The organism is Terrabacter sp. NPDC080008 (genome assembly GCF_040702505.1).
GTDB lineage: Bacteria > Actinomycetota > Actinomycetes > Actinomycetales > Dermatophilaceae > Terrabacter.
Map to the genome: position 1 here is coordinate 459,968 of NZ_JBFBLC010000001.1, position 21,243 is coordinate 481,210.

Consider the following 21,243-nt stretch of genomic DNA (forward strand, 5'->3'; position numbering starts at 1 on the left):
CGGCCGGGGGGTCCTCAGGTTGGTCGTCGCCGAGCCGCGCCCTTACGGTGGGGCGGGTGCTCCTGGGGAGGGGCTGACCGGCCGGGGAGGGCCCGTCGCCGCCGACCCCCGCGCGGCAGTGTCAGAGCCGCGTTGTTCACTGGGGCGAAGCAGGTTGCACCGATGTCATTTCGCCGAACAGGGGAAGGGGAGCACGTGTCGCTCGACGAGCTGAGCACGAGCGCATTCGCGTCGTCGTCCACCCGCGACGGTGGGCCTCCCGACGACCGGCTCCCGCCGCAGGACGTCGGCGCCGAGCAGTCCGTCCTCGGCGGCATGCTCCTGTCGAAGGACGCCATCGCCGACTGCGTCGAGCAGCTCAAGGGCACCGACTTCTACCGTCCGGCCCACGAGCTGATCTATGACGCGATCCTCGACCTCTACGGTCGCGGCGAGCCGGCCGACGCCATCACCGTCAGCGACGAGCTGACCAAGCGCGGCGACCTGACCCGCGTCGGTGGGCAGGCCTACCTCCACCAGCTCATCGCGTCGGTGCCCACCGCGGCCAACGCCGGCTACTACGCCCAGATCGTCGCCGAGCGCGCCGTGCTGCGCCGCCTGGTCGAGGCCGGCACGCGCATCGTGCAGCTCGGCTACGCCCAGGGCGGCGGCGACGTCGAGGACATCGTCAACGCCGCACAGGCCGAGGTCTACGCGGTCGCCGACAAGCGCGGCGGCGAGGACTACCACGCCATCGGCGACATCATCGAGGCCACGGTCGACGAGATCGAGGTCGCCTCCGGCCGCTCCGGCGAGATGACCGGCGTGCCCACCGGCTTCACCGACTTCGACGCCCTGACCAACGGCCTGCACCCCGGCCAGATGATCGTCATCGCCGCGAGGCCGGCGATGGGAAAATCGACAATCGGCCTAGATATAGTGCGGTCGGCCGCGATCAAGCACAAGATGGCGGCTGTCGTGTTCTCGCTTGAGATGAGCCGCACCGAGATCACGATGCGTCTGCTGTCGGCCGAGGCCGGCATCCAGCTGCAGCACATGCGCAAGGGCACCATGCGCGAAGAGGACTGGACCCGCCTCGCCTCGACGATGGGCCGGGTCTCGGACGCGCCGCTGTTCATCGACGACTCGCCGAACATGTCGCTGATGGAGATCCGGGCGAAGTGTCGCCGGCTCAAGCAGCGCGAGAACCTCAAGCTCGTCGTCATCGACTACCTCCAGCTGATGAGCTCCGGCAAGCGCGTCGAGTCGCGCCAGCAGGAGGTCTCGGAGTTCTCCCGAGCCCTCAAGCTGCTCGCAAAGGAGCTCGAGGTTCCTGTCATCGCGATCTCGCAGCTCAACCGAGGCCCTGAGCAGCGCACCGACAAGAAGCCGGCGATGAGCGACCTTCGCGAGTCCGGCTGCCTCACGGCTGACAGCCGCGTGATGCGAGCTGACACCGGTGCAGAGGTCTCGCTGGCCCAGCTCTATGCCGAGGGCGCCACCGACGTACCGGTCTGGGCGTTGGACGAGAAGTTGCACTACGTCACCCGGCATCTCACCCACGTCTTTCCCACCGGCACCAAGCCGGTGTTCAGGCTCACGCTCGCGTCCGGCAAGACGGTTCGCGCCACCGAGAACCACCCGTTCCTCTCCTACGAGGGGTGGACCGCACTCGGTGACCTCCGCACCGGCGACCGTCTGGCCGTTCCCCGGCACGTTCCTGCGCCCGAGCGGCACGAGCCGTGGGAGGACTCGCGAGTCATCCTGCTCGCGCACATGCTCGGGGACGGGTCGATGCTCGCGCGCCAGCCGATCCGCTACGCCAGCATCGACGAGGCGAACCTCGAGGCGGTCACGAAGGCCGCGCTCACGTTCGGTGTCGCCGCGGTCCGCGACGACTACGCCGCTGCACGGGTCAGCACCCTGCGCCTGAGGGCCCCGTTCCGCCTGACCCACGGCAAGCGGAACCCAATCGCCGAGTGGCTCGACGAGCTGGGCCTGTTCGACAAGCGCAGCCACGAGAAGTTTGTGCCCGAGTCCCTCTTCTACGCGTCCAAGCGCCAGATCGCGCTGTTCCTGCGGCACATCTGGGCCACTGACGGTTCGGTTACCGTCAACAAGAACGGCCGCGGCGGCCGTATCTACTACGCCTCGACCTCACGCCGCCTCGTCGACGACCTGTCCCGCCTGTTGTTGCGCTTCGGCATCTCGACCCGGCTGCGCACGGTGCGGAAGTCGGGCTACCGACCCGGCTACACCCTGGATATCTCCGGGTGCGACAGCCAGCGACGCTTCCTCCAGGAGATCGGCGTGCACGGCGATCGAGGCGTCCAGGCAGAGCGACTGCTCGAGATCATCCGCGACACCAAGGCCAATACGAACGTCGACACAGTGCCCGTCGGGATCTGGGACACCGTTCGCGAGGTCATGTCCGAGCAGGGGATGACCACTCGGAGCTTCCAGGCCGCCCTCGGGGTCCAGTACAACGGCTCCGCCCTCTACCGTCACGCACCGTCGCGGGAGCGCCTGGCTCAGGTGGCCGCCGTGCTCGACAGCGCAGAGCTCGAGCTGTATGCCGTAAACGACGTCCTCTGGGACACCGTGGTCTCGGTCGAGCCGGACGGAGTCGAGGAGGTCTTCGACGCAACGGTGCTCGGGACCCACAACTTCATCGCCAACGGCATCGCCGTCCACAACTCGATCGAGCAGGACGCCGACATGGTGGTGCTGCTACACCGCGAGGCGGCTTACGAGAAGGACTCCCCGCGCGAGGGCGAGGCCGACCTGATCGTGGCCAAGCACCGTAACGGCCCGACCGACACGATCGTCGTCGCCTTCCAGGGGCACTTCAGCCGGTTCACCAACATGGCCAACAACTTCTGAGTCCGTCTCTCCTCGAGGGCCGCGTCGTGCCGCCTCGAGGAAAAGCGTTGGCCCAGCAGCGGCACCAGCAGTCAGTCTGGCGCGATGACGAGCAGCGACCTGTGGGACGCCGAGACCGCCGAACGCTACGACGAGAGCTCGAGCTTCATGTTCGCGCCCGACGTGCTGGAACCGGCAGTCGACTTCCTCGCCGAGCTGGCGGGCGCCGGAGCCGCCCTCGAGCTCGCCATCGGGACCGGACGTGTGGCCGTCCCACTCACGCACGCGGCATCCCGATCACCGGCATCGAGCTGTCCCAACCGATGGTCGCCCAGCTGCGCCGCAAGACCACCGACATAGCGATCGTCGTCGGCGACATGGCGACCACGGAGGTGCCGGGGCGGTTCTCGCTCGTCTACCTCGTGTGGAACAGCCTCGGCAACCTGCGCACCCAGGCCGAGCAGGTCGCCTGCTTCCGCAACGCCGCCCGTCACCTGGAACCGGGCGGGCGGTTCGTCATCGAGCTCTGGGTCCCCGGCATCCGACGCTTCCCGCCGGGGCAGGCGGCGGTCCCCTTCCACGTCGGCGAGCACCATGTCGGCCTCGACACCTACGACCTGACGACCCAGCAGGGCACGTCCCACCACTACCGGAGGCACCCGGACGGACCTTCGTGAGCAGGTGACCGAGCGTGAACGACGCCGTCACGCCGAGGGCGGTCACGGCGGCATACGGCCGGGGGAACGAGCGCCCGCTGGCAGGACCTTCGACCCTGATCAGGACGCCGGACAGCGGCGCATCGTGGTGGTCGAGGGGTGGCGTGTCAACGCGCCGCCGGGGAGGGGACACCATGCAGCCGATCAAGAACGCCGCCGCCGACTTCCTGAGCCACCAGCGCATCGCGGTGACGGGGGTGTCCCGCAACGCAGGCTCGCACGGCAGCAACGCCGTCTACCGACGGCTCAAGGAGCGCGGCTACGTGGTGTACGCCGTCAACCCGCACACCGAGCAGGTCGAGGGGGACACCGCCTACCCGGACCTCAAGTCCATCCCCGGCGGGGTGGAGGCGGTCGTCATCGGGACGCGTCCCGAGCGCGCCCAGTCCACCCTGGAAGAGTGCGCGGGGCTCGGCATCACGCAGGTGTGGATGCACCGCGGGCCCGGCGGCGGCAGCGTCTCGGAGGAAGCCGCGGAGTGGGGCCGCGGCCACGGGATGACCGTCATCGCGGGTGGCTGTCCGTTGATGTTCGACCCGACGGCCGACGCAGGCCACAAGATGATGCGGTGGATGTTCAGCCTCAACGGGAACGTGCCGCGCACCACCTGAGCACGCGCGCCTCGACGTCGCGCCGACGGGCGTTCCACCGGTGATCCTGCCTCCCGTCGCCGACCCGAGGCTCGTGACGATCCGTCGCGGGGGCACCCTGACCGACGAGCACCACCACCTGCTCGCACTGTGGGCGGCTGCGTGCGCCGAGCACGTCCTTTCGCTCTTCGAGTCCGCGCAACCTGACGACCCGCGGCCGCGCGCCGCGATCGAGCACGCCCGTGCCTGGGTGCGCGGCGAGGTGGGGATGATGACCGCGCGGGCCGCGGGTGGCCACGCCATGGGCGCCGCGCGACCGTTGAGCGGTGCGCCCCGCTTCGCCGCGTATGCCGCCGGGCAGGCCGCGTGCGTCGCCCACGTCGCGGCGCACGACCTCGGCGCCGCGGCCTACGCCATCAAGGCAGTGCGCGCCGCCGTGCCGTCTGGCGATGCCGACGAGGCCGGCCGCCGGGAGTGCCGCTGGCAGCGCGACCGGCTGCCCGAGCCGGTGCGCGACCTCGTCCTGGACGACCAGCGCCAGCGCAACGACCTCTGCTGGTCCGTCTTCGAGACCTGAGCCCGTCGACGCTCACCCGGCTCGAACGGCGGCGGCCCTGGGCTCGATGCGGCGGATGTCGGTCCACCCGGTCCAGCCGCGCTCCTCGAGCAGCTCGAGCATGCGAGCGGCGCAGGGGAACGACTCGAGGAAGGCGGTGTCGAGCAGCTCGATCACCTCCCGCCTGATCGGCGGGTATGTGTCGTGCTCGGCCAGGTTCTCCGCCTCGGCGGCGGCCGCCTCGATGAAGGCGGCCACCCGGTCGGCGAGCTCGGGCAGTCGTGGGTCGTCGGCGGGGCTGTCGGCCAGGTCGCCGAGGTCGAGGTAGAGCCGCCGCAACACCGGGTCCTCGATCTGCCGGTGCTTGATCGTCATCAGGGCCGGCACGTCCTGCGGCATCTGGGCTGCGATGAGGATCCAGCTGTCCCGCTCGACCTCGACCAGGCGGTCGTGGAAGCCGAGCTCACGCATACGGCGCAGGTAGGCGACGGCCTCGGGCGGCAGCGCGAGACTGTCCCCCGCGGCCAGCGACGCGATGCGCTCCCGGTGCCGCTGGCGCTCGCGGATCTCCGCCCGCAGGCGGCGGTCGATGTCCTCGACCGCCGCCGCGAACTCCTCGTCGCCGGCAGCGAGCAGCTGCTGCACCCGCGACAGCGGCACCCCCGCGTCGGCGAGCACGCGGATCCGCACGAGCGCGACCACGGCTGCCGCGTCGTAGCGGCGGTAGCCGGACGCGTCCCGCTCCGGCTCGGGCAGCAGCCCCTTCGCGTGGTAGTGCCGGACCGCGCGCACCGTCACCCCTGCGTATGCCGCCAGCTGGCCGATCGTGAGCACGTGACCATTCTCCTGTCCGTGGGTCCCGACGCGCTCAACCGAGCTTGCGGCGGTAGGTGCGCAGGGCGAGCGCGTAGGCGACGACGAGCAGCCCGACGCACCAGCCGAGCGCCACCCAGCCCTGGGTGCCGACCGGCTGGCCCGCCAAGAGGTTGCGGATGGTGTCCACGATCGGCGTGACCGGCTGGTGCTCCGCGAACCAGCGCACCGGCCCCGGCATGCCCTCCGTCGGCACGAACGCCGAGCTGACGAAGGGCAAGAAGATCAGGGGGTAGGAGAAGCCACTCACCCCGTCGACCGAGGTGGCGGTCAGGCCCGGGATCACGGCCAGCCAGGTGAGGGCCAGGGTGAAGAGCGCAAGGATCCCCGCCACCGCGAGCCAGGCGAGCAGCCCTGCGCTAGAACGGAATCCCATCAACACGGCGACCACGACGACGAGCGCCAACGAGACGAAGTTCGCCACGACCGAGGTCAGGACGTGGCCCCACAGCACCGCCGACCGTGCGATCGGCATGGACTGCAGCCGCTCGAAGACACCGGTCGAGACGTCCGTGTAGAGCCGGAACGCCGTGTAGGCGACGCCGGACGCGATGGTGATGAGCAGGATGCCGGGCAGCAGGTAGTCGACGTAGCTGCCGCCGCCGACCCGCATCGCGCTGCCGAAGACGTAGACGAAGAGCAGCAGCATCGCGATGGGCGTGATCGCCGTGGTGACGATCGTGTCCGGGCTTCGCAGCACGTGGCGCAGCGACCGCTCGGTGAGCACGCGGGTGTCGCCGAGGACGTGGGTGGTCATGAGGAGGCTCCTTCTGGGGTCTTCGCGTCAGGGGACGTGCGGGACTCGCGGGCGTCGGGGGTGTCGGAGGCTTCGGGGCGTATGCCGTCCCCGACGATCGCGAGGAAGACCTCCTCGAGCGTCGGCTGCTTCTCGACGTACTCGACGGTGGCGGGCGGGAAGAGCCGCTTGAGCTCGGCAAGGGTGCCTTCTACGATGATGCGACCGTCGTGCAGGATCGCGATCCGGTCGGCGAGCTGCTCGGCCTCCTCGAGGTACTGCGTCGTGAGGAGCACGCTCGTGCCGCTCCCGGCGAGCTCGCGCACCGTCCGCCAGACCTCGTTGCGCGACTGCGGGTCGAGCCCCGTGGTCGGCTCGTCGAGGACGAGGACCGACGGGTTGCCGACGAGGCTCATCGCGATGTCGAGGCGTCGCCGCATGCCACCCGAGTAGGTGCCGGCCCGTCGGCCGCTCGCCTCGACGAGGTCGAAGCGTGCCAGCAGCTCGTCCGCGACCCGCTCGGGGTGCTCGACGCGGCGCAGCCGGCCGACGAGCAGGAGGTTCTCGCGGCCGGTGAGCACCTCGTCGACGGCCGCGAACTGCCCGGTGAGGCTGATCGACGCCCGGACCTGCGCCGGGTCCAGGGCGACGTCGTGGCCGTCGACGACGACGCTGCCACCGTCGGCCCGGAGCAGGGTCGCGAGGATGCGCACTGCGGTCGTCTTGCCGGCCCCGTTGGAGCCGAGGAGCGCGTGGACGGTGCCGCGGGCGACGGTCAGGTCCACGCCCGTGAGCACCGCCTGGTCGCCGTAGGACTTGGTGAGCCCGGCGATCTCGATGGCGTTCTGTGTGGTCATGGAACGAGGGTCGGGCCCTGACGCTGCGTCAGGGTCAAGCCCCTTTCCCAAGGGGGTCCTGCTGCGTGCGGCAGCGCCGGTCAGCCGAGCCGCTCGGCCAGGGCCACCGTGATCCCCTCGGGACCGCGGACGTACGCCATCCGCCACACGCCCTCGTACTCCCCGATCCCGCCGATGAGCCCGTAGCCGTCAGTGGCGAGTTCGTCGATCATGGCCTCCAGGTCCTCCACCTCGAAGGCGATGCTGCGCAGCCCGAGCTCGTTCGCCATGGCGGTCGGCGAGCCCGGCACGGGATCGGGGTGGGTGAAGCTCGACAGCTCCACGCAGGTGCCGCCGCCGGGTGGCTGCAGCATGACGATCCGGGTCGCCGAGCCGGGGATGCCGGTCACCGTGTCGATGAACTCGCCCTCGACGGTGGCGGATCCCTGCAGCTCGAGCCCGAGCCCGACGAAGAACTCGGTCGCCGCGTCGAGGTCGGCGACGGTGATGCCGACGTGGTCGAAGTGCCGGATGGAGGCCATGGCTCATCCTCACCCCTCGACCACGGCCGGCGGGGTGTGTCGACCCGATCGGAAAAAGCCTGGCTGCTCAGCGAGCCCGGTCGAGCACGCGCTGACGCACCTGCCGCAGCGCGCCCGCAGCCTTCCCGGTGACCCGCGCCGGGTCGGTCAGCCAGTCCACCAGTGCGGTGTCGTCGCGGGTGATGCCGCAGCGCTGGTCGGCGACGGCCGCCGCGATGAGGGCGCCGGCGCGGGGGACGGGCTGGGCGTCACCGAGCGCCTCGTCGGCCCACGACTCGGCCGAGCGCATCAGCGCGTCGTCGACGTGCTCCCGCCGCGCCCGCGTCAGGGCCTCGGCCGCGGCCGGCAGCGCGCCGGCGGCCTCGTCACCCGCCACCGCACGCACCTCGGCCACGAGGGCGTCCAGGTGGATCTCGAGCAGCCACGACGGCATACCCCGGTTGGCGAGCACCCGGGAGAGCCACTCGACCTGCCGGACCGCGCGGCTCTCGCCGAGCCCGGCCAAAGAGATCAGCCACGCCGAGTCGGTCGTCGCGAAGCGGGAGCCGCGCTCGCCGTAGCGGGCGCCGTAGTACGGCATCGCGTCGATCGAGGCCTGGGCGGCCCGGACCGCCGCACGCAGCAGGGTCGCGTCGGTGGTGATGTCGTAGCCACCGGAGGCGGGGTTGACCACCCCGGCGTCGACCGCCTGCCCGGACGCGCGCCGGATGAGCCCGGCCGTCACGTGCGCCTCGGACTCGGCGACGAGGGAGGCGACCACCTTGGCGTCCACCCCTGCCACGGCCTTGCCGCCGAGCGCTGCGCGCAACACCTGCTCGTCCGTGGATCCTGTTGCGACCACGAGTCGCTCGACCCCGACGACTGCCGCGACGACCGCCGGGTCCTCGAGCCGGCCCATCAGCGTGCGGTCGGCGTGGGCGAGCAGGAGCTGGTGGGCCTCGTCGGGGGCCTCGGCGTCGGTCATGCCTGCATTCTCGCGTCCCCGACACAGCGGTTTGGCACGCACCCGCCCCCCGCGGCCGGACGGCATACGGCCGCCTCCCTCCGGGAGTAGCGTCGGACGCGTGGTCGAGAAGCTGACCTTCGAGGTGGTGCGCAGCTACCCCGAGTTCGAGCTGCGGCGCTACGCCCCGCACGTCGTCGCGGAGGTCGTCGTCCCGGCGCCCTTCGAGGACGCGGGCAACGTCGCCTTCCGCACGCTCCTCGGCTACATCAGCGGCCAGAACCGCTCCGCGACGAAGGTCGCCATGACGGCGCCCGTCCTCCAGCAGCCCTCCGAGCGCATCGCGATGAGCGCGCCGGTCGAGCAGCGCGAGACGCGCGAGGGGGAGTATGCCGTCGCCTTCGTCCTGCCCTCCGCGCTGACTCTCGAGAGCGCGCCGGTTCCGACCAGCCCGGACGTGCAGCTCGCGCAGCACCCGGGCGTGCTCGCTGCCGCGCGCCGCTACCGCGGCGGGTGGGCCAGGGAGGCCTTCGAGCGGCACTGCGCCGAGCTGGACCGGGCCATGCGGGCAGCGGGGCTGACGCCGGTCGGTGAGGTGCGGTGGGCGCGCTTCGACCCGCCGTTCGTGCCGGGATTCCTGCGCCGCAACGAGGTGGTCCAGGAAGTCGCGGAGAGGTCGGCGCAGTCCTCGGCGTAGGCGAGCGGCGAGGGGCCTCGGGCCACCCCTCCACGAGCAAACCCGAGGCCCCACGGCGAGGGCCGCACCGTGCGGGACGGCCGTCGAGGCCCACGTACCCACGTGAGCGGCGCGTCGACCGTTTCGTCCGATTTGTTCTGCGCTGGTTTCGATGAGGCCGGCCACGTCGTCCACGTCGACGGAATAGTGAGTCCCCGGAGGCGGTTCCCCTCAGCGCGCATACCCACGGGGGGTATGCATTGGGTGTCCCCGGAGCCAATGGGTCACCCCGAGGAGGAAGGGCAGTCTGATGGGCGACACCACGCACCAGCACCACACCACGCCGGCCGGTCACGACCAGCACGCCGGCCAGGGCAGCGGCCTGCGGTCGATGGCCGCAAGTGCCACGCTGCACTGCCTCACCGGGTGTGCGATCGGCGAGATCCTCGGCCTGATGATCGGCACCGCTGTGGGGCTGGGCCCGGCAGCCACGATCGCCCTGTCCATCGGGCTCGCCTTCCTCTTCGGCTACACCCTGTCCAGCCTGCCCCTTCTGCGCGGAGGGCTCGGGCTCGGCGGCGCGCTCCGGCTCGTCCTGGCCGCCGACACCGTCTCGATCCTGACGATGGAGGTCGTCGACAACCTCGTCGTGGCCGTCATCCCCGGGGCGATGAACGCCGGACTGGTCAACCCGGTCTTCTGGGTCAGCATGGCCCTGTCGCTGGCCGTCGCGTTCGTCGCCGCCTACCCGGTGAACCGCTACCTCCTCTCCCACGGGAAGGGTCACGCGCTGACGCACGAGCAGCACCACGGTGGGAGCGGGGCCGTCACCGGCGCCCGCCGGCTCATCCCGGCGATCCCCACCACCGCCCTGGCAGCGGCGATCGCGGCGTTCATGCTGGGCGGGTTCGTGGTGTCGGTGGCCGACGGGCAGGCCGGCTCCTCGATGCCGTCCGCCCCGCACAGCTCCTCGAGTCCGTCGAACCCGTGAGACGAGACGGGCCCTACTGTCGCCGCCCGGGCCTACGCTTCCAGGACCGCAACAGGGAGCGAGGATCGGGATGGCCGACGACGCCTATGACGACCAGCAGGGTGCGCGTTTCGAGCGAGCCCGGCTGACCGGTGCCACCTTCGAGGACGTCTACCTCGACGGCTCGCACTTCCACGACGTCGTCCTGCGCGATGCCACCCTGCGCATGGTCGACCTGCGCGGCCTGCGTGCGCGGGACGTCTGGCTCGAGGACGTCGAGATCACGGGCGACATCGGCGACCTGCGCATCAACGGGGTCGACGTGGCGCCCCTGGTCGAGGCCGAGCTCGATCGCAGGTATCCCGACCGGCCCAAGATGAGGCCCACCGACGCCGCGGGCTACCGCGAGGGCTGGGACGCGGTGGAGCGGCTCTGGGCGCAGACGGTGGAGCGCGCCCGCACCTTCCCGCCCGAGCTGCTGCACGAGCGGGTCGACGGCGAGTGGTCGTTCATCGAGACGCTGCGCCACCTCGTCTTCGCCACCGATGCGTGGGTGCGCCGGGCGCTCCTCGGCGACCCGGAGCCGTGGCACCCGCTGGACCTGCCGCACGACGACATGCCCGACAGCCCGCCGGTGCCGCGCGCCCGCGCGGCCCGTCCGAGCCTCGACGAGGTGCTCGCCCTGCGCGCCGACCGCATGGCGACGGTCCGTCGGGTCGTCGACGAGCTGACCGACGAGGCGCTCGCCGGCTCCACCGAGCGGGTGCTCGAGCCCGGCTACCCGGAGCCGGAGTCCTTCCCGGTCTCGCGGGTCCTCGGGACGATCCTCAACGAGGAGTGGCAGCACCGGCTCTACGCCGAGCGCGACCTCGACGCACTCGCCGCGGCACACGCCCTCGGTGACGCAGGGGTCACACGGCCCTGAGCCCGCCGACGTGCGGGGCGGCGGCCCTGGCAACGGCGAGCGCTGCCGGGCCGGTCAGGCGACGGTGTGGATCGGCTCGCGCGGCAGCTTGCGCACCTTCGCCCGGCGGCGGCGCCGCTCCGGGATCATCGAGCGCATCTCCTCGAGGCGGCCGAAGCACAGCAGCCGGTCCTCGGCCTCGAGCACGACCCGGCGCCGCGGGTTCGGGATGACGCTCGTTCCCCGGTGCAGCGTCAGCACCTGCAGGTCCCGCTCCTCGAGGCCGGAGTCGCCGATCGTCTTGCCGATGATGTCGGCGCCGGCGTGCACGACGAGCTCGGCGACGCCGTAGCCGGTCGAGACGGTCAGCCGCTGGCGCACGTCGATCTCGGGGAAGGCGACCTGGCCGGCGATGTAGTCGACGATCGCGCCGGCGACGTCGAGCTTGGTCGCGGTCTCGATGCCCTCGAGGCCCGGCGAGGAGTTGACCTCCATGACGAGCGGTCCCTCGTTGCCCTCGAGCATGTCGACACCGGCGACGCGCAGCCCCATGATCTGGGCCGAGCGCACCGCGGCCTGCTCGTACTCCGGCGTCAGCTCGACGGGCTCGACCGTGCCGCCGCGGTGCACGTTGGAGCGGAACTCCTCGCCCTTGGCGCGTCGCCGCATCGCGGCCACGACCCGGTCGCCGACGACGAGCGCGCGGATGTCGCGGCCCTTGCTCTCGCTGACGAAGCTCTGGATGAGGACGTTCTGGTTCGTGCTGTGCAGCGTCTCGATGATGGCCTCGGCGATCTTGATCTCCGGGGCGAGGATGACCCCGATGCCCTGCGTGCCCTCGAGCAGCTTGATGACGACCGGCGCACCGCCGACGCGCTCGATGGCCGGCATGACGTCGGCGCGGTTGCGCACGAAGGTCGTCGCCGGCATACCGATGTTGTGGCGCGAGAGGATCTGCGCCGCGCGGAGCTTGTCGCGGGCGTTGGAGATGCCGTTGGCGATGTTCGGTGTGTAGACGTCCATCTGCTCGAACTGGCGCACGACGGCCGTGCCGAAGTAGGTGATCGAGCTGCCGATGCGCGGCAGGACGGCGTCGTAGTCGGAGATCGGCCGACCCCGGAACTGCAGATCCGGCTCCGATCCCGACAGGTCGATCGCGAAGCGGAGCGTGTTGAGCACCCGCACCTGGTGGCCGCGGTCGAGTGCGGCGGTGCGCAGGCGCTGCGTGGAGTAGGCACGCGGCGCGCGCGAGAGGATCGCGAGTTTCATGCGGTGTCCTGCCAAGATGGGCGGGTGTCTGGGCCGGCCTATTCAAGCACTGCCGTCGGGTGGCGGGAATGGGCCGGTATGCCCGGGATCGGGCTGCCCTGGGTCAAGGCCAAGATCGACACCGGAGCGCGCACCTCGTCGCTCCACGCCGAGGACATCGAGGAGTTCGAGCGCGACGGTCGGCCGTGGGTGCGCTTCACCGCCCACCCCTGGCAGGACTCCGACGCCGACCCCCAGGTCGTGGAGTGCCCCGTCCACGACCGCAGGCGCGTCCGCAGCTCCTCTGGCCACGTCACGCGGCGACTCGTCGTGCGCGTCGACCTCACGCTCGCCGGGCGCACCGTGCCGGCCGAGGTGACCCTGAGCAAGCGCGACCGGATGGGCTTCCGGATGCTCGTCGGCCGTGAGGCGCTGCGCCAGGGCTACGTCGTCGACCCCTCGAGGTCGTATGCCGGGGGCCGGGCTCCCAAGGAGATCCGCCGCCGCAACCGCGGCCGCTGAGCGCCCGCCAGCAACCGGCTCAGTGCGCGCTCGCCTGTCGGCGTGCGTCGTGCAGGGCGAGGAGCCGGGCCTCGGCGTTCGCGTCCATGGGGCGTCCGGGCCGGTCGTTCGGCCGCTCCGGCAGCCCCTCGCGCTGCAGCCAGGCCCAGGTGTCGGCGACGGTCTGGGCCATCGGTCGGCAGTGCAGTCCTGCCGCTGCGGCCGCCGTCGTGTCGAGCGCGTGCAGACCGGCGAGCTCGCCGGTCGGCGGCACCCAGATCGGCAGCTCGGTCCACGGCTCGACACTGGCCGCCTCGACCGTCGCCGGGTCGACCCAGACGAGCTCGGCGTCGCTCCCGGTCACCCGGCGCGCCTCGTCCAGCAGGGCACCGATCGTGGTGTGTCCCGGGCGGCTCACCGTGTTGAAGGTGCCGACCGGCTGTGAGCCGAGGACCCAGTCGGCGATGTCGCGGCAGTCGACGTACTGCAGCGGTCGGTCATAGGGCCCCGGCGCAGGCACCCGGCCGCCTGCAGCGATCCGCCTGAGCCAGAACGGCATCCGGCCGACGATCTCGTACGGGCCGAGGATCAGGCCGGCGCGCGCGACCGCGACGTCCCCCTCGAAACCGTGGAGCACGGCGACCTCGCCCCCGCGCTTGGCCGCGGCGTAGTCGGAACCGTGGTCGGAGGAGGGCTCGCCGTCGACCACCGGCGCGCTCTCGTCGGACCCGGGCGCGATGGGCCAGGTGTAGACCGAGCAGGACGAGATGTAGGTGTAGTGCCGGGCGCGACCGCTCAGCAGGCGTGCCGACGTCTGCACCGCGACCGGCGCCGCGGACCACGTGTCGACGACCGCATCCCACTCGTCGTCGGCGAGGGCCGCTCTCATCGCCTGCGGGTCGAGGCGGTCGGCGTGCCGGGCCTCCGCGCCGGCGACCGGGGTGCCGGTCAGCCCCCGGGTCACCGTGGTGACCTCGTCGCCGCGCGCCAGCGCAGCCTCGACGAACGCACGGCCGACGTGGTGGGTGCCTCCGAGCACGAGCAGTCTCATGGGGCGATCCTCGCCGTCCGAGGGCCCGTAGCCAAGGACCCTTCGCCCTGAGCGTGGAAGGCAGTGGGCGGGCCCGGGCCGGATACGCGGGCGGTCAGCCGCGCTGCAGCCGCCGCCCCACGGCGCGGGCGACGTCCCAGAGCCACCACGCGAGGAAGGCGCTCGCTGCGAGCAGGAACGCCAGGAGCATCACCCAGAGCCTCGAACCCGGCACGTGCACCGTCGTCGGGCCCGACTCTGCCAGGTAGACGACGGACACTCGGTCGCCGACGCCGCCGCTGCCGTCGAGGTGGGCGTCGGCGACTTCCACGCTGCCGTCATTGCTCGTGAAGCGGCCGAACGGCGCGCAGCCGCCGCGGGTGCACTGCTCTCGGGTGACCGTGATGGTTCCCGGAAGGCCCTCCCCCCTCGACGCTGCCAGCGCCGGCCCGATCGCGGGGATCGTGACCCCCAGGACCCCGAGCGCCATGGCAGGGATGAGGATGCGGAGCACCACGACGCGCCCGACCCAGTGCCAAATCGCCACGGCCGCAACCTAACACCGGCCGGACGCGGACTCGGCCGGCACCGGCTCCCGTGCATCCCGGTGCGCTTCGGCATCTGGGAGGGTGACCGGATGGGAGCCACGCACGACTGGAGCACGCCCGTCGACACCGAGCACCTCGACGAGATCCGGTGCCACGCTGCCCGGCTCGCCCCGGGCGGGTTGCTGCACCTCGCGCTCGAGGTGCTCGCCTACCCGGTGGACGAGGCGAGGGAGGGCGCGACCACGCGCGTCACGGTCGTCCTCCACGCCGACGGGTCGGTGTCCGTGGCGGACGACGGGCGTGGCACCGAGACGCGGGTCGGCGCCGACGGCGTCGCCCGGGTCAAGCCGGTCATGGCGACGAAGGACCTGCGCTTCTTCGGCCGCTCCGACGTGCCGGTGCTTCCCGACGGGCACCGGCGCTCCGGGATCTCGGTCGTCGCTGCGCTCAGCGAGTGGCTCGTCCACACCAACCGCCGCGCCGAGGGCGGCTGGAGCCGGCGCTTCGAGCACGGCCTGCCGGTCGGGGAGCTCGAGGCACTGCCGCCCGGCGCGTCGGGGACCGTGGTGCAGTTCCGTCCGGACCCGGCGCTGGTGGACGGGTCGGTGTCGGCCGACGAGCTGCGCGAGGCCGCGAGGACGTATGCCGCCGTCGTCCCCGTCGAGGTCGTCGACGAGCGCAGCTGAGGGGTCCGCCGCCCGGTGAGCACTAGCGCGCACGATTCAGGCGTCAGGCCGGCCGGAAAGCGTGACCCCACGCCGGCCGGTGACCCAGCACCCCGGCATACGATGCAAAGATCCCCCAGCCCACGAAGGAGTGGCCCATGCCGCGCGACCTCGCCCCGGACCTCGTCGAGCGCCTCACGAAGGCGTTCGAGGCCGACCCCACCGCCCGCCTGCTGCAGAACGCCGTGACGACCACCTCGGTCGACGACATCGCGCTCGACCGTCGGGTCGTCACGAGCATCGACCACTCGGTCTCGCACCTGCTCGACGACTGGGCCGCGACGTCGCAGGAGAAGAGCGGCCGCTGCTGGCTCTTCGCCGGCACCAACCTGCTGCGCGCCGGCGCCCGCGAGAAGCTGGGCGTCAAGGACTTCGAGTTCTCGCAGAACCACCTGCTCTTCTGGGACAAGTTCGAGAAGGCCAACCACTGGCTCGAGTCGATCATCGCCACGGCCGACCGCGACGTGGACGACCGCACCGTCTCGCACCTGCTGTCCACCCCGGCCGAGGACGGCGGGCAGTGGAACATGTTCGTCGCGCTGGTCGTCAAGCACGGCCTGGTCCCCAAGGTCGCGATGCCCGAGACGAAGAGCTCGAGCAACACGCGCCTGATGAACCGCGACATCGGCACGATCCTGCGCCAGGGCGCCCGCGACCTGCGGGCCCGCGCCGCCGAGGGCGCCGACGTCAACGAGCTGCGCGAGGCCAAGGAGCAGGTGCTCGCCTCGATCCACCGGCTGCTGTGCATCCACCTCGGCACCCCGCCCGAGACCTTCGTCTGGCAGTGGAAGGACAAGGACGGCACGTTCCACCGCGACGGCGCGATGACCCCGCTCGAGTTCGCCGAGCGCTACGTCACCATCCCGCTCGAGGACTACGTCTGCGTCGTCAACGACCCGCGACCGAGCAGCCCCTACGGCCGCACCTTCACCGTCGAGCACCTCGGCAACGTCGTCGGCGCCCCGCCGGTCACCTACCTCAACATCGAGACCGACCTCATGAAGTCGCTCGCGGCCAAGGCGATCGTCGGCGGCGAGCCGGTCTGGTTCGGCTGCGACACCGGCCAGATGTCCCACGCCGACCTGGGCCTGTGGGACGCCGGCCTCTACGACCACGCGTCGGTCTACGGCACCGAGCCGAGCCTCGGCAAGGCCGACCGCCTCCTGCACCACGAGTCGCTGATGACGCACGCCATGCTCTTCACCGGCGTCGACCTGCACGACGACGTGCCGCGGCGCTGGCGCGTCGAGAACAGCTGGGGCACCGAGCGTGGTGACAAGGGCTTCATGACGATGAACGACAGCTGGTTCGCCGAGTTCGTCTTCGAGATCGCCGTACGCCGTGACGCCCTCCCGGCGGAGCTGCAGGAGGCGCTCGGCCAGGACCCGATCGTCCTGCCCGCCTGGGACCCGATGGGCGCCCTCGCCCGTTGAGCGACGCGGCCGCGCTCCCGACCCGGCGCACCACGACGCCCGGGCCGGCGACGGATGCCGACGTGCCGGCATACGTCGCCGGGCTCGGGCTGCCGGGGCTCGCGGACGTGCACGTGCACTTCCTGCCGGAGTCGATGCAGCGCAAGGTGTGGGGCTACTTCGACGAGGCGGAACGGCACTACGGCGCGCCGTGGCCCGTGACCTACCGCGTCGGCGAGGAGCGGCGGCTCGAGACGCTCCGGGCCTTGGGGCTCAAGGCGATCCCGGCGCTCGCCTACCCGCACAAGCCGGGGATGGCGCAGTGGCTCAACGAGTGGTGCGCCGACTTCGCCGCGCGGGTGCCCGACGCTGTGCACTGTGCGACGTTCTACCCCGAGCCGGGTGTCGGCGACTACGTCGCGGCGTCCCTCGGCGCGGGTGCGCGACTCTTCAAGATGCACGTGCAGGTGGGTGACTTCACGCCCGACGACGAGCGGCTCGACCCCGCGTGGGGGCGGCTCGAGGCGGCGCGGGTCCCCGTCGTCATCCACGCCGGGTCTGCCCCGTTGCAGGGGCGGCACACGGGCCCGGAGGCGGTGCGCGAGGTGCTGCGTCGTCACCCGGGCCTCGTCCTCGTCATCGCCCACCTCGGCATGCCCGAGTACCACGAGTTCGCCGACCTGGCAGACGAGTTCGCCGGCGTGCACCTTGACACGACGATGAACGGCACCGACTTCACCAACCAGTTCGCCCCCTTTCCCGAGGGCTACGTCGAGCGCCTCGACGGGCTGCGTGACCGGGTCGTGCTCGGAACGGACTTCCCGAGCATCCCCTACCCGTATGCCCACCAGCTCGAGGCTCTCGCCAGGCTGGGTCTCGGGGACGACTGGATGCGGGCCGTGCTCTGGCACAACGGCGCCCGGCTGCTCGGCCTCGAGGGATGAGCTACCTCAGATAGCTGGCGAGGAAGGCCTCGGTGCGGCGGATCGAGACGTCCCACTGCGGTGACGCGAGCGTGTGCCGGCCACCGGGGTAGACGTCGAGCTGCACCGACTTCCCCTTCGCCTTCAGCGCGGCCACCGTCTCGCGCGACCAGACCAGGGGGCACTCCTCGTCCGCCGTGCCGTGGTGGATCAGGAGCGGCTCGGTGACGCGGGCGAAGTAGGTGCGTGGGCTCGTGGTGGCCCAGCGCGCCGGCTGTGCCTCGGGGGTGCCGAGGCGGGCGATGACCGCTCGGGCGGCCGAGGCGCGGGAGGCGTCGCGGCGCACCCACTTGTCGAAGTTGTCGACGGTGTCCGAGCTGACGGGCGCGTACGCCACGGCCGCCTTGAAGAGCCCCGGCTTCGCGACGAGCGCGTTGAGCACGACGCCACCGCCCATCGACCGGCCGATCAGCGCGATGCGGCCGTGCTCGACGTACGGCGCCTGGTCGAGTGCGAGCCCGGCGTTGATGGCATCGACGGTATAGCCGGTGCGCAGGTCCGCGTCGTTGCCCGGGTCGCGGCTCGACTGCGCGTGGTTGCGGTAGTCGATGTGCAGGGTGACGTAGCCACGCCGGGCGAGGAAGTCGCGCTCGCGGAGCATGGTCTGACCGTTGGTGTAGGCGGCCGGGTCGACGTAGCCGTGCGCGAGCACGACCGCCGGGAAGGGGCCCTTGCCGCGCGGGATGTTGATCCGCCCGGAGATCGTCAGGCCGTTGCTCGCGTAGGTGACGAAGTACTGCCGGTACGCGTCGGTGCTGCCGCTCTCGCGCCCGAGCCGCAGCGGTCCGGCGTCGTAGCGCATCGCGATGAGCGCCGGGATGGAGGCCGGGTCCGGCGTCGGGCTGGCCGTTGGCGGGGGCGGGGTGCTCGTCGTGATGGGGGAGGACGGGGCAGGAGCGCTGGTCGGGGTGCCGGGAGAAGTCGTCCCGGTCGACGGCGTCGCGGCGCTGCCGGCGGTGGTGGGTCCGGTGCTCGTGCAGGCGCCGAGCAGCAGCGCCCCGCTCAGGGCGGCCGTGACGAGGGCGGTGCGCGACGGCATACCCCAGTCTCTCCCGGCAAGGACGTCAGACCGTCAGGCGAGGGTGGCGGCGGCCTCGAGGACGGTCCAGGCCTGCAGCTGCGGCGAGAGCTCGAGCGGCAGCACCGGTGGGTTCCCGCCCGGCTCGACGGGGAAGGCCGACGCGTGGGGCCGGCCGTCGACCGGCAGGCTCGAGCGTTCCTTCCACAGCGTGTCCGCCGAGTCGACGACGAGCCGCCGTGCGGTGGCCCGCGCCTCGTCGGCCAGGTCTTCCCCGGGCGCGGCAGCAAGCGCGAGATAGCGCGCGAGGATCCCGGTGAAGAGCCCGCCGTCCCCGCCGCCGTGCGTCCGCAGCACCCTGGCGCCGTCGACCTCGACGGTCAGCCCCGTGTCGACGGCTTCGACGAGAGCCTCGGCCCGGGCCAGGCTCTCGTCGTCGCCCAGGGTGACGAGGGCGCCGAGCACCGTGCCCTGGTTGTAGGACCAGACGTCGGGGACGAGCACCTCCTCGCCCCCGCGGAGCCGTATGCCGTCGAGCACGAGCCCGCTCTCGGGTGACCACAGCCGGTCGTAGAGCCAGTCGACGAGGCGGCGGGCTTCGTCGGTCTGCCCGAGGCGAGCCAGGTGCAGCGCGGCCGGACCGGTGGCGGGCGTGTTCTTGAAGTCCCGGTGCCGGTTCCAGAAGAGGCCGCCGCCGAGGTCGCTCGTATGGGCTGAGCGCAGCTGCGCCGTCAGGTCCCGTTCCGCCGAGCGGAGGCGTCGCAGCCGCGCCCGCCTTCGAAGCTCCTGGTGCAGGCCCTGCAGCCGCCAGGAGGCGAGCGCCAGCCAGGCCATGTCGTCGTAGTAGGCGTTGGTCCACCGCAGCCCGTTGCGCAGGCGGATCGTGGCGAGCAACCGATCCCCCTGCTGTGCATGCACTTCCGCGCCGGCGGGGTCACCACGGCGGAGGTCGCGCAGGCCTGCGTCGACGACCGCGTCGAGGTAGTGCGCCTGCCACCAGTAGTTCCAAGCGCCCCCGACGCCGACGAACCGGCGACTCCCGCGCCCCGGCCGGACCACGGCGCGCGCGAGGTGCGTTCCCGGCATACCGAGGAGCCGGCCGCCGAAGAGCGTCGTCACGGAGCGTTCAGCCTCGGCGGCTCGCTCGTCGAGCCCGGCCGCGAGCAGGGACGAGCGAGGGCGGCCGGTCACGCGAGCCACCCCGGTCGGTCGTCGTCGTCGGGTTCGATCGTGTTGAGGAGCTCGTCGAGCGCGTGGACGCCGCTCTTGTCCAGGTCGAACCAGGTGGCGAACCGGTCGTAGACCTGCTCGGGACCGACGCAGTCGACGTGCACCGTCACAGGCCACACGGATCGGACCCAGTCGACACCGTCGATGACGTCGACGCCCTTCTTGAGCAGGACGACGATCCGGGTCCCGGTCCTGCCGGAGGTCTCGTCCCGGACGTCCCGGATGAGAACCGGTGGGTCGGCCGCGACGGACGGCGGCTGGCCGGGCAGGGAGAGGTCGCCGTGCTCCTCCCGGATCCGCTCCTGGTCGATGCGCTCCCGGAGGTTCGCGATGATCGTCTCGGTCGGGACGAGGAAGGGCGGTGAGGTGATCACCAGCTCGCTGCGGTCCCGGCCGGTCCGGATGGCCGATCCGAGCTGGTAGCGCAGGAACCAGCGGCCCTGCCGGCGCTCGATGCCCGCGGCATCAGCGGTGATCGTCCCTGTGGGGGTGCGTGGCAGGCCGGCGCTACCGGCGCCGATGAGGACCGCGCGGATGGTCGTGGCCGGGTCGAGCGGCGGCACGGGTCCGCCGCGATAGAGAGACCCCTCGATGAGGTCGAGGGGGAGCGGCCCCACCTCCCCGCGCTCGGAGGCGAGCGCGAGCTGGCCGACCGCGGACAGCCGCACCTCCGTGTAGCGCGCCTCCGCGCCGGGGTCACCCGCGATCGACCCGAAGTTGCCCTGACCGTCGACGAGGGGCAGGTGGCGCACCCAGTCGACGACGAGGTCGGCGAGGATCTTCTCCGAGTAGCGGCGACCGACTCCGGCCTCCGCGTCGAGACGCTCGAGCACCTCGAGGGTCCGGACGTACCGGCCGTCCGAGACGCCGCCCAGGTCCTCGATCGCCCGCAGCAACGAGAGCTCGACCGGGGTCAGGCCGCTGGCTGTCGGCCGCGTGGGCGGCACGGGCGAGGTGATCATGCCGCCCGCACCGCCAGCTGCCAGACCTGTCCAGCGCGCTCGTGGGCGACTGTCGCTGCCCCGGCGCACGAGGCCGCCTCGTGCGCATGTCCTTCGTCGACGAAGACGTCCAGCGGACCCCAGGAGGTGTCGACGTGTGACTGCCCGGCGCGGCCCAGGCGCTCCGCGGTGGTCGCCACACCCAGGCGGCCGAGGGCGGCGGCGAGGGCCGGAAGGTCGTCACGGCATACGGCCACGTCGAGATCGCGCGGAACGCCGTGGCCGGTGGTGAGCCAGCGCGCCGTGCTGCCGACGACGACGAAGCGCGCACCACGGCGCAGCAGCTCGGTCGCGAGCACTGCCGGCCGGCCGCGTAGATCGGTCACGCCGTCACCCTAGGGGCCAGCGACCCGCGCGTGACCTC

At 71.9% G+C, this 21,243-nt stretch carries 24 protein-coding genes; 12 read left to right on the plus strand and 12 right to left on the minus strand.

Annotated features, from left to right (window positions below; genetic code table 11):
* Positions 1-210: 210 nt before the first annotated feature.
* The 5 genes from AB0316_RS02145 to AB0316_RS02165 all read left to right on the plus strand — a co-directional run bounded on the left by AB0316_RS02145 (position 211) and on the right by AB0316_RS02165 (position 4,724).
* Complete coding sequence (locus AB0316_RS02145) at positions 211-2,862, plus strand: replicative DNA helicase (RefSeq protein ID WP_366271280.1); 2,652 nt, start codon at positions 211-213, stop codon at positions 2,860-2,862.
* Between the two features lie 84 nt (positions 2,863-2,946).
* A complete protein-coding gene (locus AB0316_RS02150) occupies positions 2,947-3,201 on the plus strand; it encodes a hypothetical protein (RefSeq protein WP_366270057.1) in 255 nt (84 codons plus the stop codon).
* Complete coding sequence (locus AB0316_RS02155; RefSeq protein WP_366270059.1) at positions 3,165-3,518, plus strand: class I SAM-dependent methyltransferase; 354 nt, start codon at positions 3,165-3,167, stop codon at positions 3,516-3,518. Before AB0316_RS02150 ends, AB0316_RS02155 begins: the two co-directional genes overlap by 37 nt.
* A gap of 173 nt (positions 3,519-3,691) precedes the next feature.
* A complete protein-coding gene (locus AB0316_RS02160; RefSeq protein ID WP_366270060.1) occupies positions 3,692-4,168 on the plus strand; it encodes a CoA-binding protein in 477 nt (158 codons plus the stop codon).
* Between the two features lie 40 nt (positions 4,169-4,208).
* Positions 4,209-4,724, plus strand: coding sequence for a putative immunity protein (locus AB0316_RS02165; protein ID WP_366270061.1), 516 nt, complete (start codon positions 4,209-4,211; stop codon positions 4,722-4,724).
* Between the two features lie 12 nt (positions 4,725-4,736).
* Here the strand turns inward: AB0316_RS02165 and AB0316_RS02170 are convergent, their stop codons facing one another.
* From AB0316_RS02170 to AB0316_RS02190, 5 genes are all read right to left on the minus strand, one after another.
* Entirely contained in the window at positions 4,737-5,537 is an 801-nt protein-coding gene (locus tag AB0316_RS02170) for a MerR family transcriptional regulator (RefSeq protein ID WP_366270062.1), read from the minus strand.
* Positions 5,538-5,571: 34 nt separating this feature from the next.
* Positions 5,572-6,333, minus strand: a complete 762-nt coding sequence (locus AB0316_RS02175) for an ABC transporter permease (protein ID WP_366270064.1) — start codon at positions 6,331-6,333, stop codon at positions 5,572-5,574.
* Positions 6,330-7,169: an ABC transporter ATP-binding protein gene (locus tag AB0316_RS02180; RefSeq protein WP_366270066.1), complete on the minus strand. Its 840-nt coding sequence runs from the start codon at positions 7,167-7,169 to the stop codon at positions 6,330-6,332. Before AB0316_RS02180 ends, AB0316_RS02175 begins: the two co-directional genes overlap by 4 nt.
* A gap of 80 nt (positions 7,170-7,249) precedes the next feature.
* On the minus strand, positions 7,250-7,690 hold the full coding sequence (locus AB0316_RS02185; RefSeq protein ID WP_366270067.1) for a VOC family protein: 441 nt from the start codon (positions 7,688-7,690) through the stop codon (positions 7,250-7,252).
* 67 nt (positions 7,691-7,757) lie between these two features.
* On the minus strand, positions 7,758-8,654 hold the full coding sequence (locus tag AB0316_RS02190) for a hypothetical protein (RefSeq protein ID WP_366270068.1): 897 nt from the start codon (positions 8,652-8,654) through the stop codon (positions 7,758-7,760).
* 100 nt (positions 8,655-8,754) lie between these two features.
* Between AB0316_RS02190 and AB0316_RS02195 the strand changes: the two genes are divergently transcribed.
* From AB0316_RS02195 to AB0316_RS02205, 3 genes are all read left to right on the plus strand, one after another.
* Positions 8,755-9,330 carry a heme-binding protein gene (locus AB0316_RS02195; protein ID WP_366270069.1) on the plus strand — a complete coding sequence of 192 codons (576 nt, stop codon included), beginning with the start codon at positions 8,755-8,757 and terminating at the stop codon, positions 9,328-9,330.
* A gap of 289 nt (positions 9,331-9,619) precedes the next feature.
* On the plus strand, positions 9,620-10,300 hold the full coding sequence (locus AB0316_RS02200) for a DUF4396 domain-containing protein (RefSeq protein ID WP_366270070.1): 681 nt from the start codon (positions 9,620-9,622) through the stop codon (positions 10,298-10,300).
* A gap of 70 nt (positions 10,301-10,370) precedes the next feature.
* The gene (locus AB0316_RS02205; RefSeq protein ID WP_366270072.1) at positions 10,371-11,204 is read left to right on the plus strand and encodes a DinB family protein; all 834 of its coding nucleotides are present in this window, start codon (positions 10,371-10,373) and stop codon (positions 11,202-11,204) included.
* Positions 11,205-11,258: 54 nt separating this feature from the next.
* On the opposite strand, the gene AB0316_RS02210 is transcribed toward AB0316_RS02205, so the two are convergent.
* Positions 11,259-12,452, minus strand: coding sequence for a RimK family alpha-L-glutamate ligase (locus AB0316_RS02210; RefSeq protein WP_366270074.1), 1,194 nt, complete (start codon positions 12,450-12,452; stop codon positions 11,259-11,261).
* A gap of 24 nt (positions 12,453-12,476) precedes the next feature.
* On the opposite strand from AB0316_RS02210, the gene AB0316_RS02215 reads away from it, so the two are divergent.
* The gene (locus AB0316_RS02215; protein ID WP_366270075.1) at positions 12,477-12,953 is read left to right on the plus strand and encodes an ATP-dependent zinc protease; all 477 of its coding nucleotides are present in this window, start codon (positions 12,477-12,479) and stop codon (positions 12,951-12,953) included.
* A gap of 19 nt (positions 12,954-12,972) precedes the next feature.
* On the opposite strand, the gene AB0316_RS02220 is transcribed toward AB0316_RS02215, so the two are convergent.
* Together AB0316_RS02220 and AB0316_RS02225 are read right to left on the minus strand one after the other, a co-directional pair.
* The gene (locus tag AB0316_RS02220; protein WP_366270077.1) at positions 12,973-13,983 is read right to left on the minus strand and encodes an NAD-dependent epimerase/dehydratase family protein; all 1,011 of its coding nucleotides are present in this window, start codon (positions 13,981-13,983) and stop codon (positions 12,973-12,975) included.
* Between the two features lie 94 nt (positions 13,984-14,077).
* On the minus strand, positions 14,078-14,509 hold the full coding sequence (locus AB0316_RS02225; RefSeq protein ID WP_366270078.1) for a hypothetical protein: 432 nt from the start codon (positions 14,507-14,509) through the stop codon (positions 14,078-14,080).
* 90 nt (positions 14,510-14,599) lie between these two features.
* Here AB0316_RS02225 and AB0316_RS02230 point away from each other — a divergent pair, with 90 nt between their 5' ends.
* From AB0316_RS02230 to AB0316_RS02240, 3 genes are all read left to right on the plus strand, one after another.
* Positions 14,600-15,196, plus strand: coding sequence for an ATP-binding protein (locus AB0316_RS02230; protein ID WP_366270080.1), 597 nt, complete (start codon positions 14,600-14,602; stop codon positions 15,194-15,196).
* 137 nt (positions 15,197-15,333) lie between these two features.
* Entirely contained in the window at positions 15,334-16,668 is a 1,335-nt protein-coding gene (locus AB0316_RS02235; protein WP_366270082.1) for a C1 family peptidase, read from the plus strand.
* Positions 16,665-17,591, plus strand: coding sequence for an amidohydrolase family protein (locus tag AB0316_RS02240; RefSeq protein WP_366270084.1), 927 nt, complete (start codon positions 16,665-16,667; stop codon positions 17,589-17,591). The genes AB0316_RS02235 and AB0316_RS02240 overlap by 4 nt, the downstream gene beginning before the upstream one ends.
* Position 17,592: 1 nt before the next feature.
* Here AB0316_RS02240 and AB0316_RS02245 read toward each other — a convergent pair whose 3' ends face one another.
* Genes AB0316_RS02245 through AB0316_RS02260 form a run of 4 tightly spaced genes read right to left on the minus strand, consistent with a single transcriptional unit; the run spans position 17,593 to position 21,205 of the window.
* Positions 17,593-18,669: an alpha/beta fold hydrolase gene (locus tag AB0316_RS02245; protein WP_366270085.1), complete on the minus strand. Its 1,077-nt coding sequence runs from the start codon at positions 18,667-18,669 to the stop codon at positions 17,593-17,595.
* A gap of 33 nt (positions 18,670-18,702) precedes the next feature.
* On the minus strand, positions 18,703-19,839 hold the full coding sequence (locus AB0316_RS02250) for a glycoside hydrolase family 76 protein (protein WP_366270087.1): 1,137 nt from the start codon (positions 19,837-19,839) through the stop codon (positions 18,703-18,705).
* Positions 19,836-20,840, minus strand: a complete 1,005-nt coding sequence (locus AB0316_RS02255) for a DNA gyrase subunit A (protein WP_366270088.1) — start codon at positions 20,838-20,840, stop codon at positions 19,836-19,838. Before AB0316_RS02255 ends, AB0316_RS02250 begins: the two co-directional genes overlap by 4 nt.
* On the minus strand, positions 20,837-21,205 hold the full coding sequence (locus AB0316_RS02260; RefSeq protein WP_366270090.1) for a hypothetical protein: 369 nt from the start codon (positions 21,203-21,205) through the stop codon (positions 20,837-20,839). The genes AB0316_RS02255 and AB0316_RS02260 overlap by 4 nt, the downstream gene beginning before the upstream one ends.
* Between the last annotated feature and the right edge of the window lie 38 nt (positions 21,206-21,243).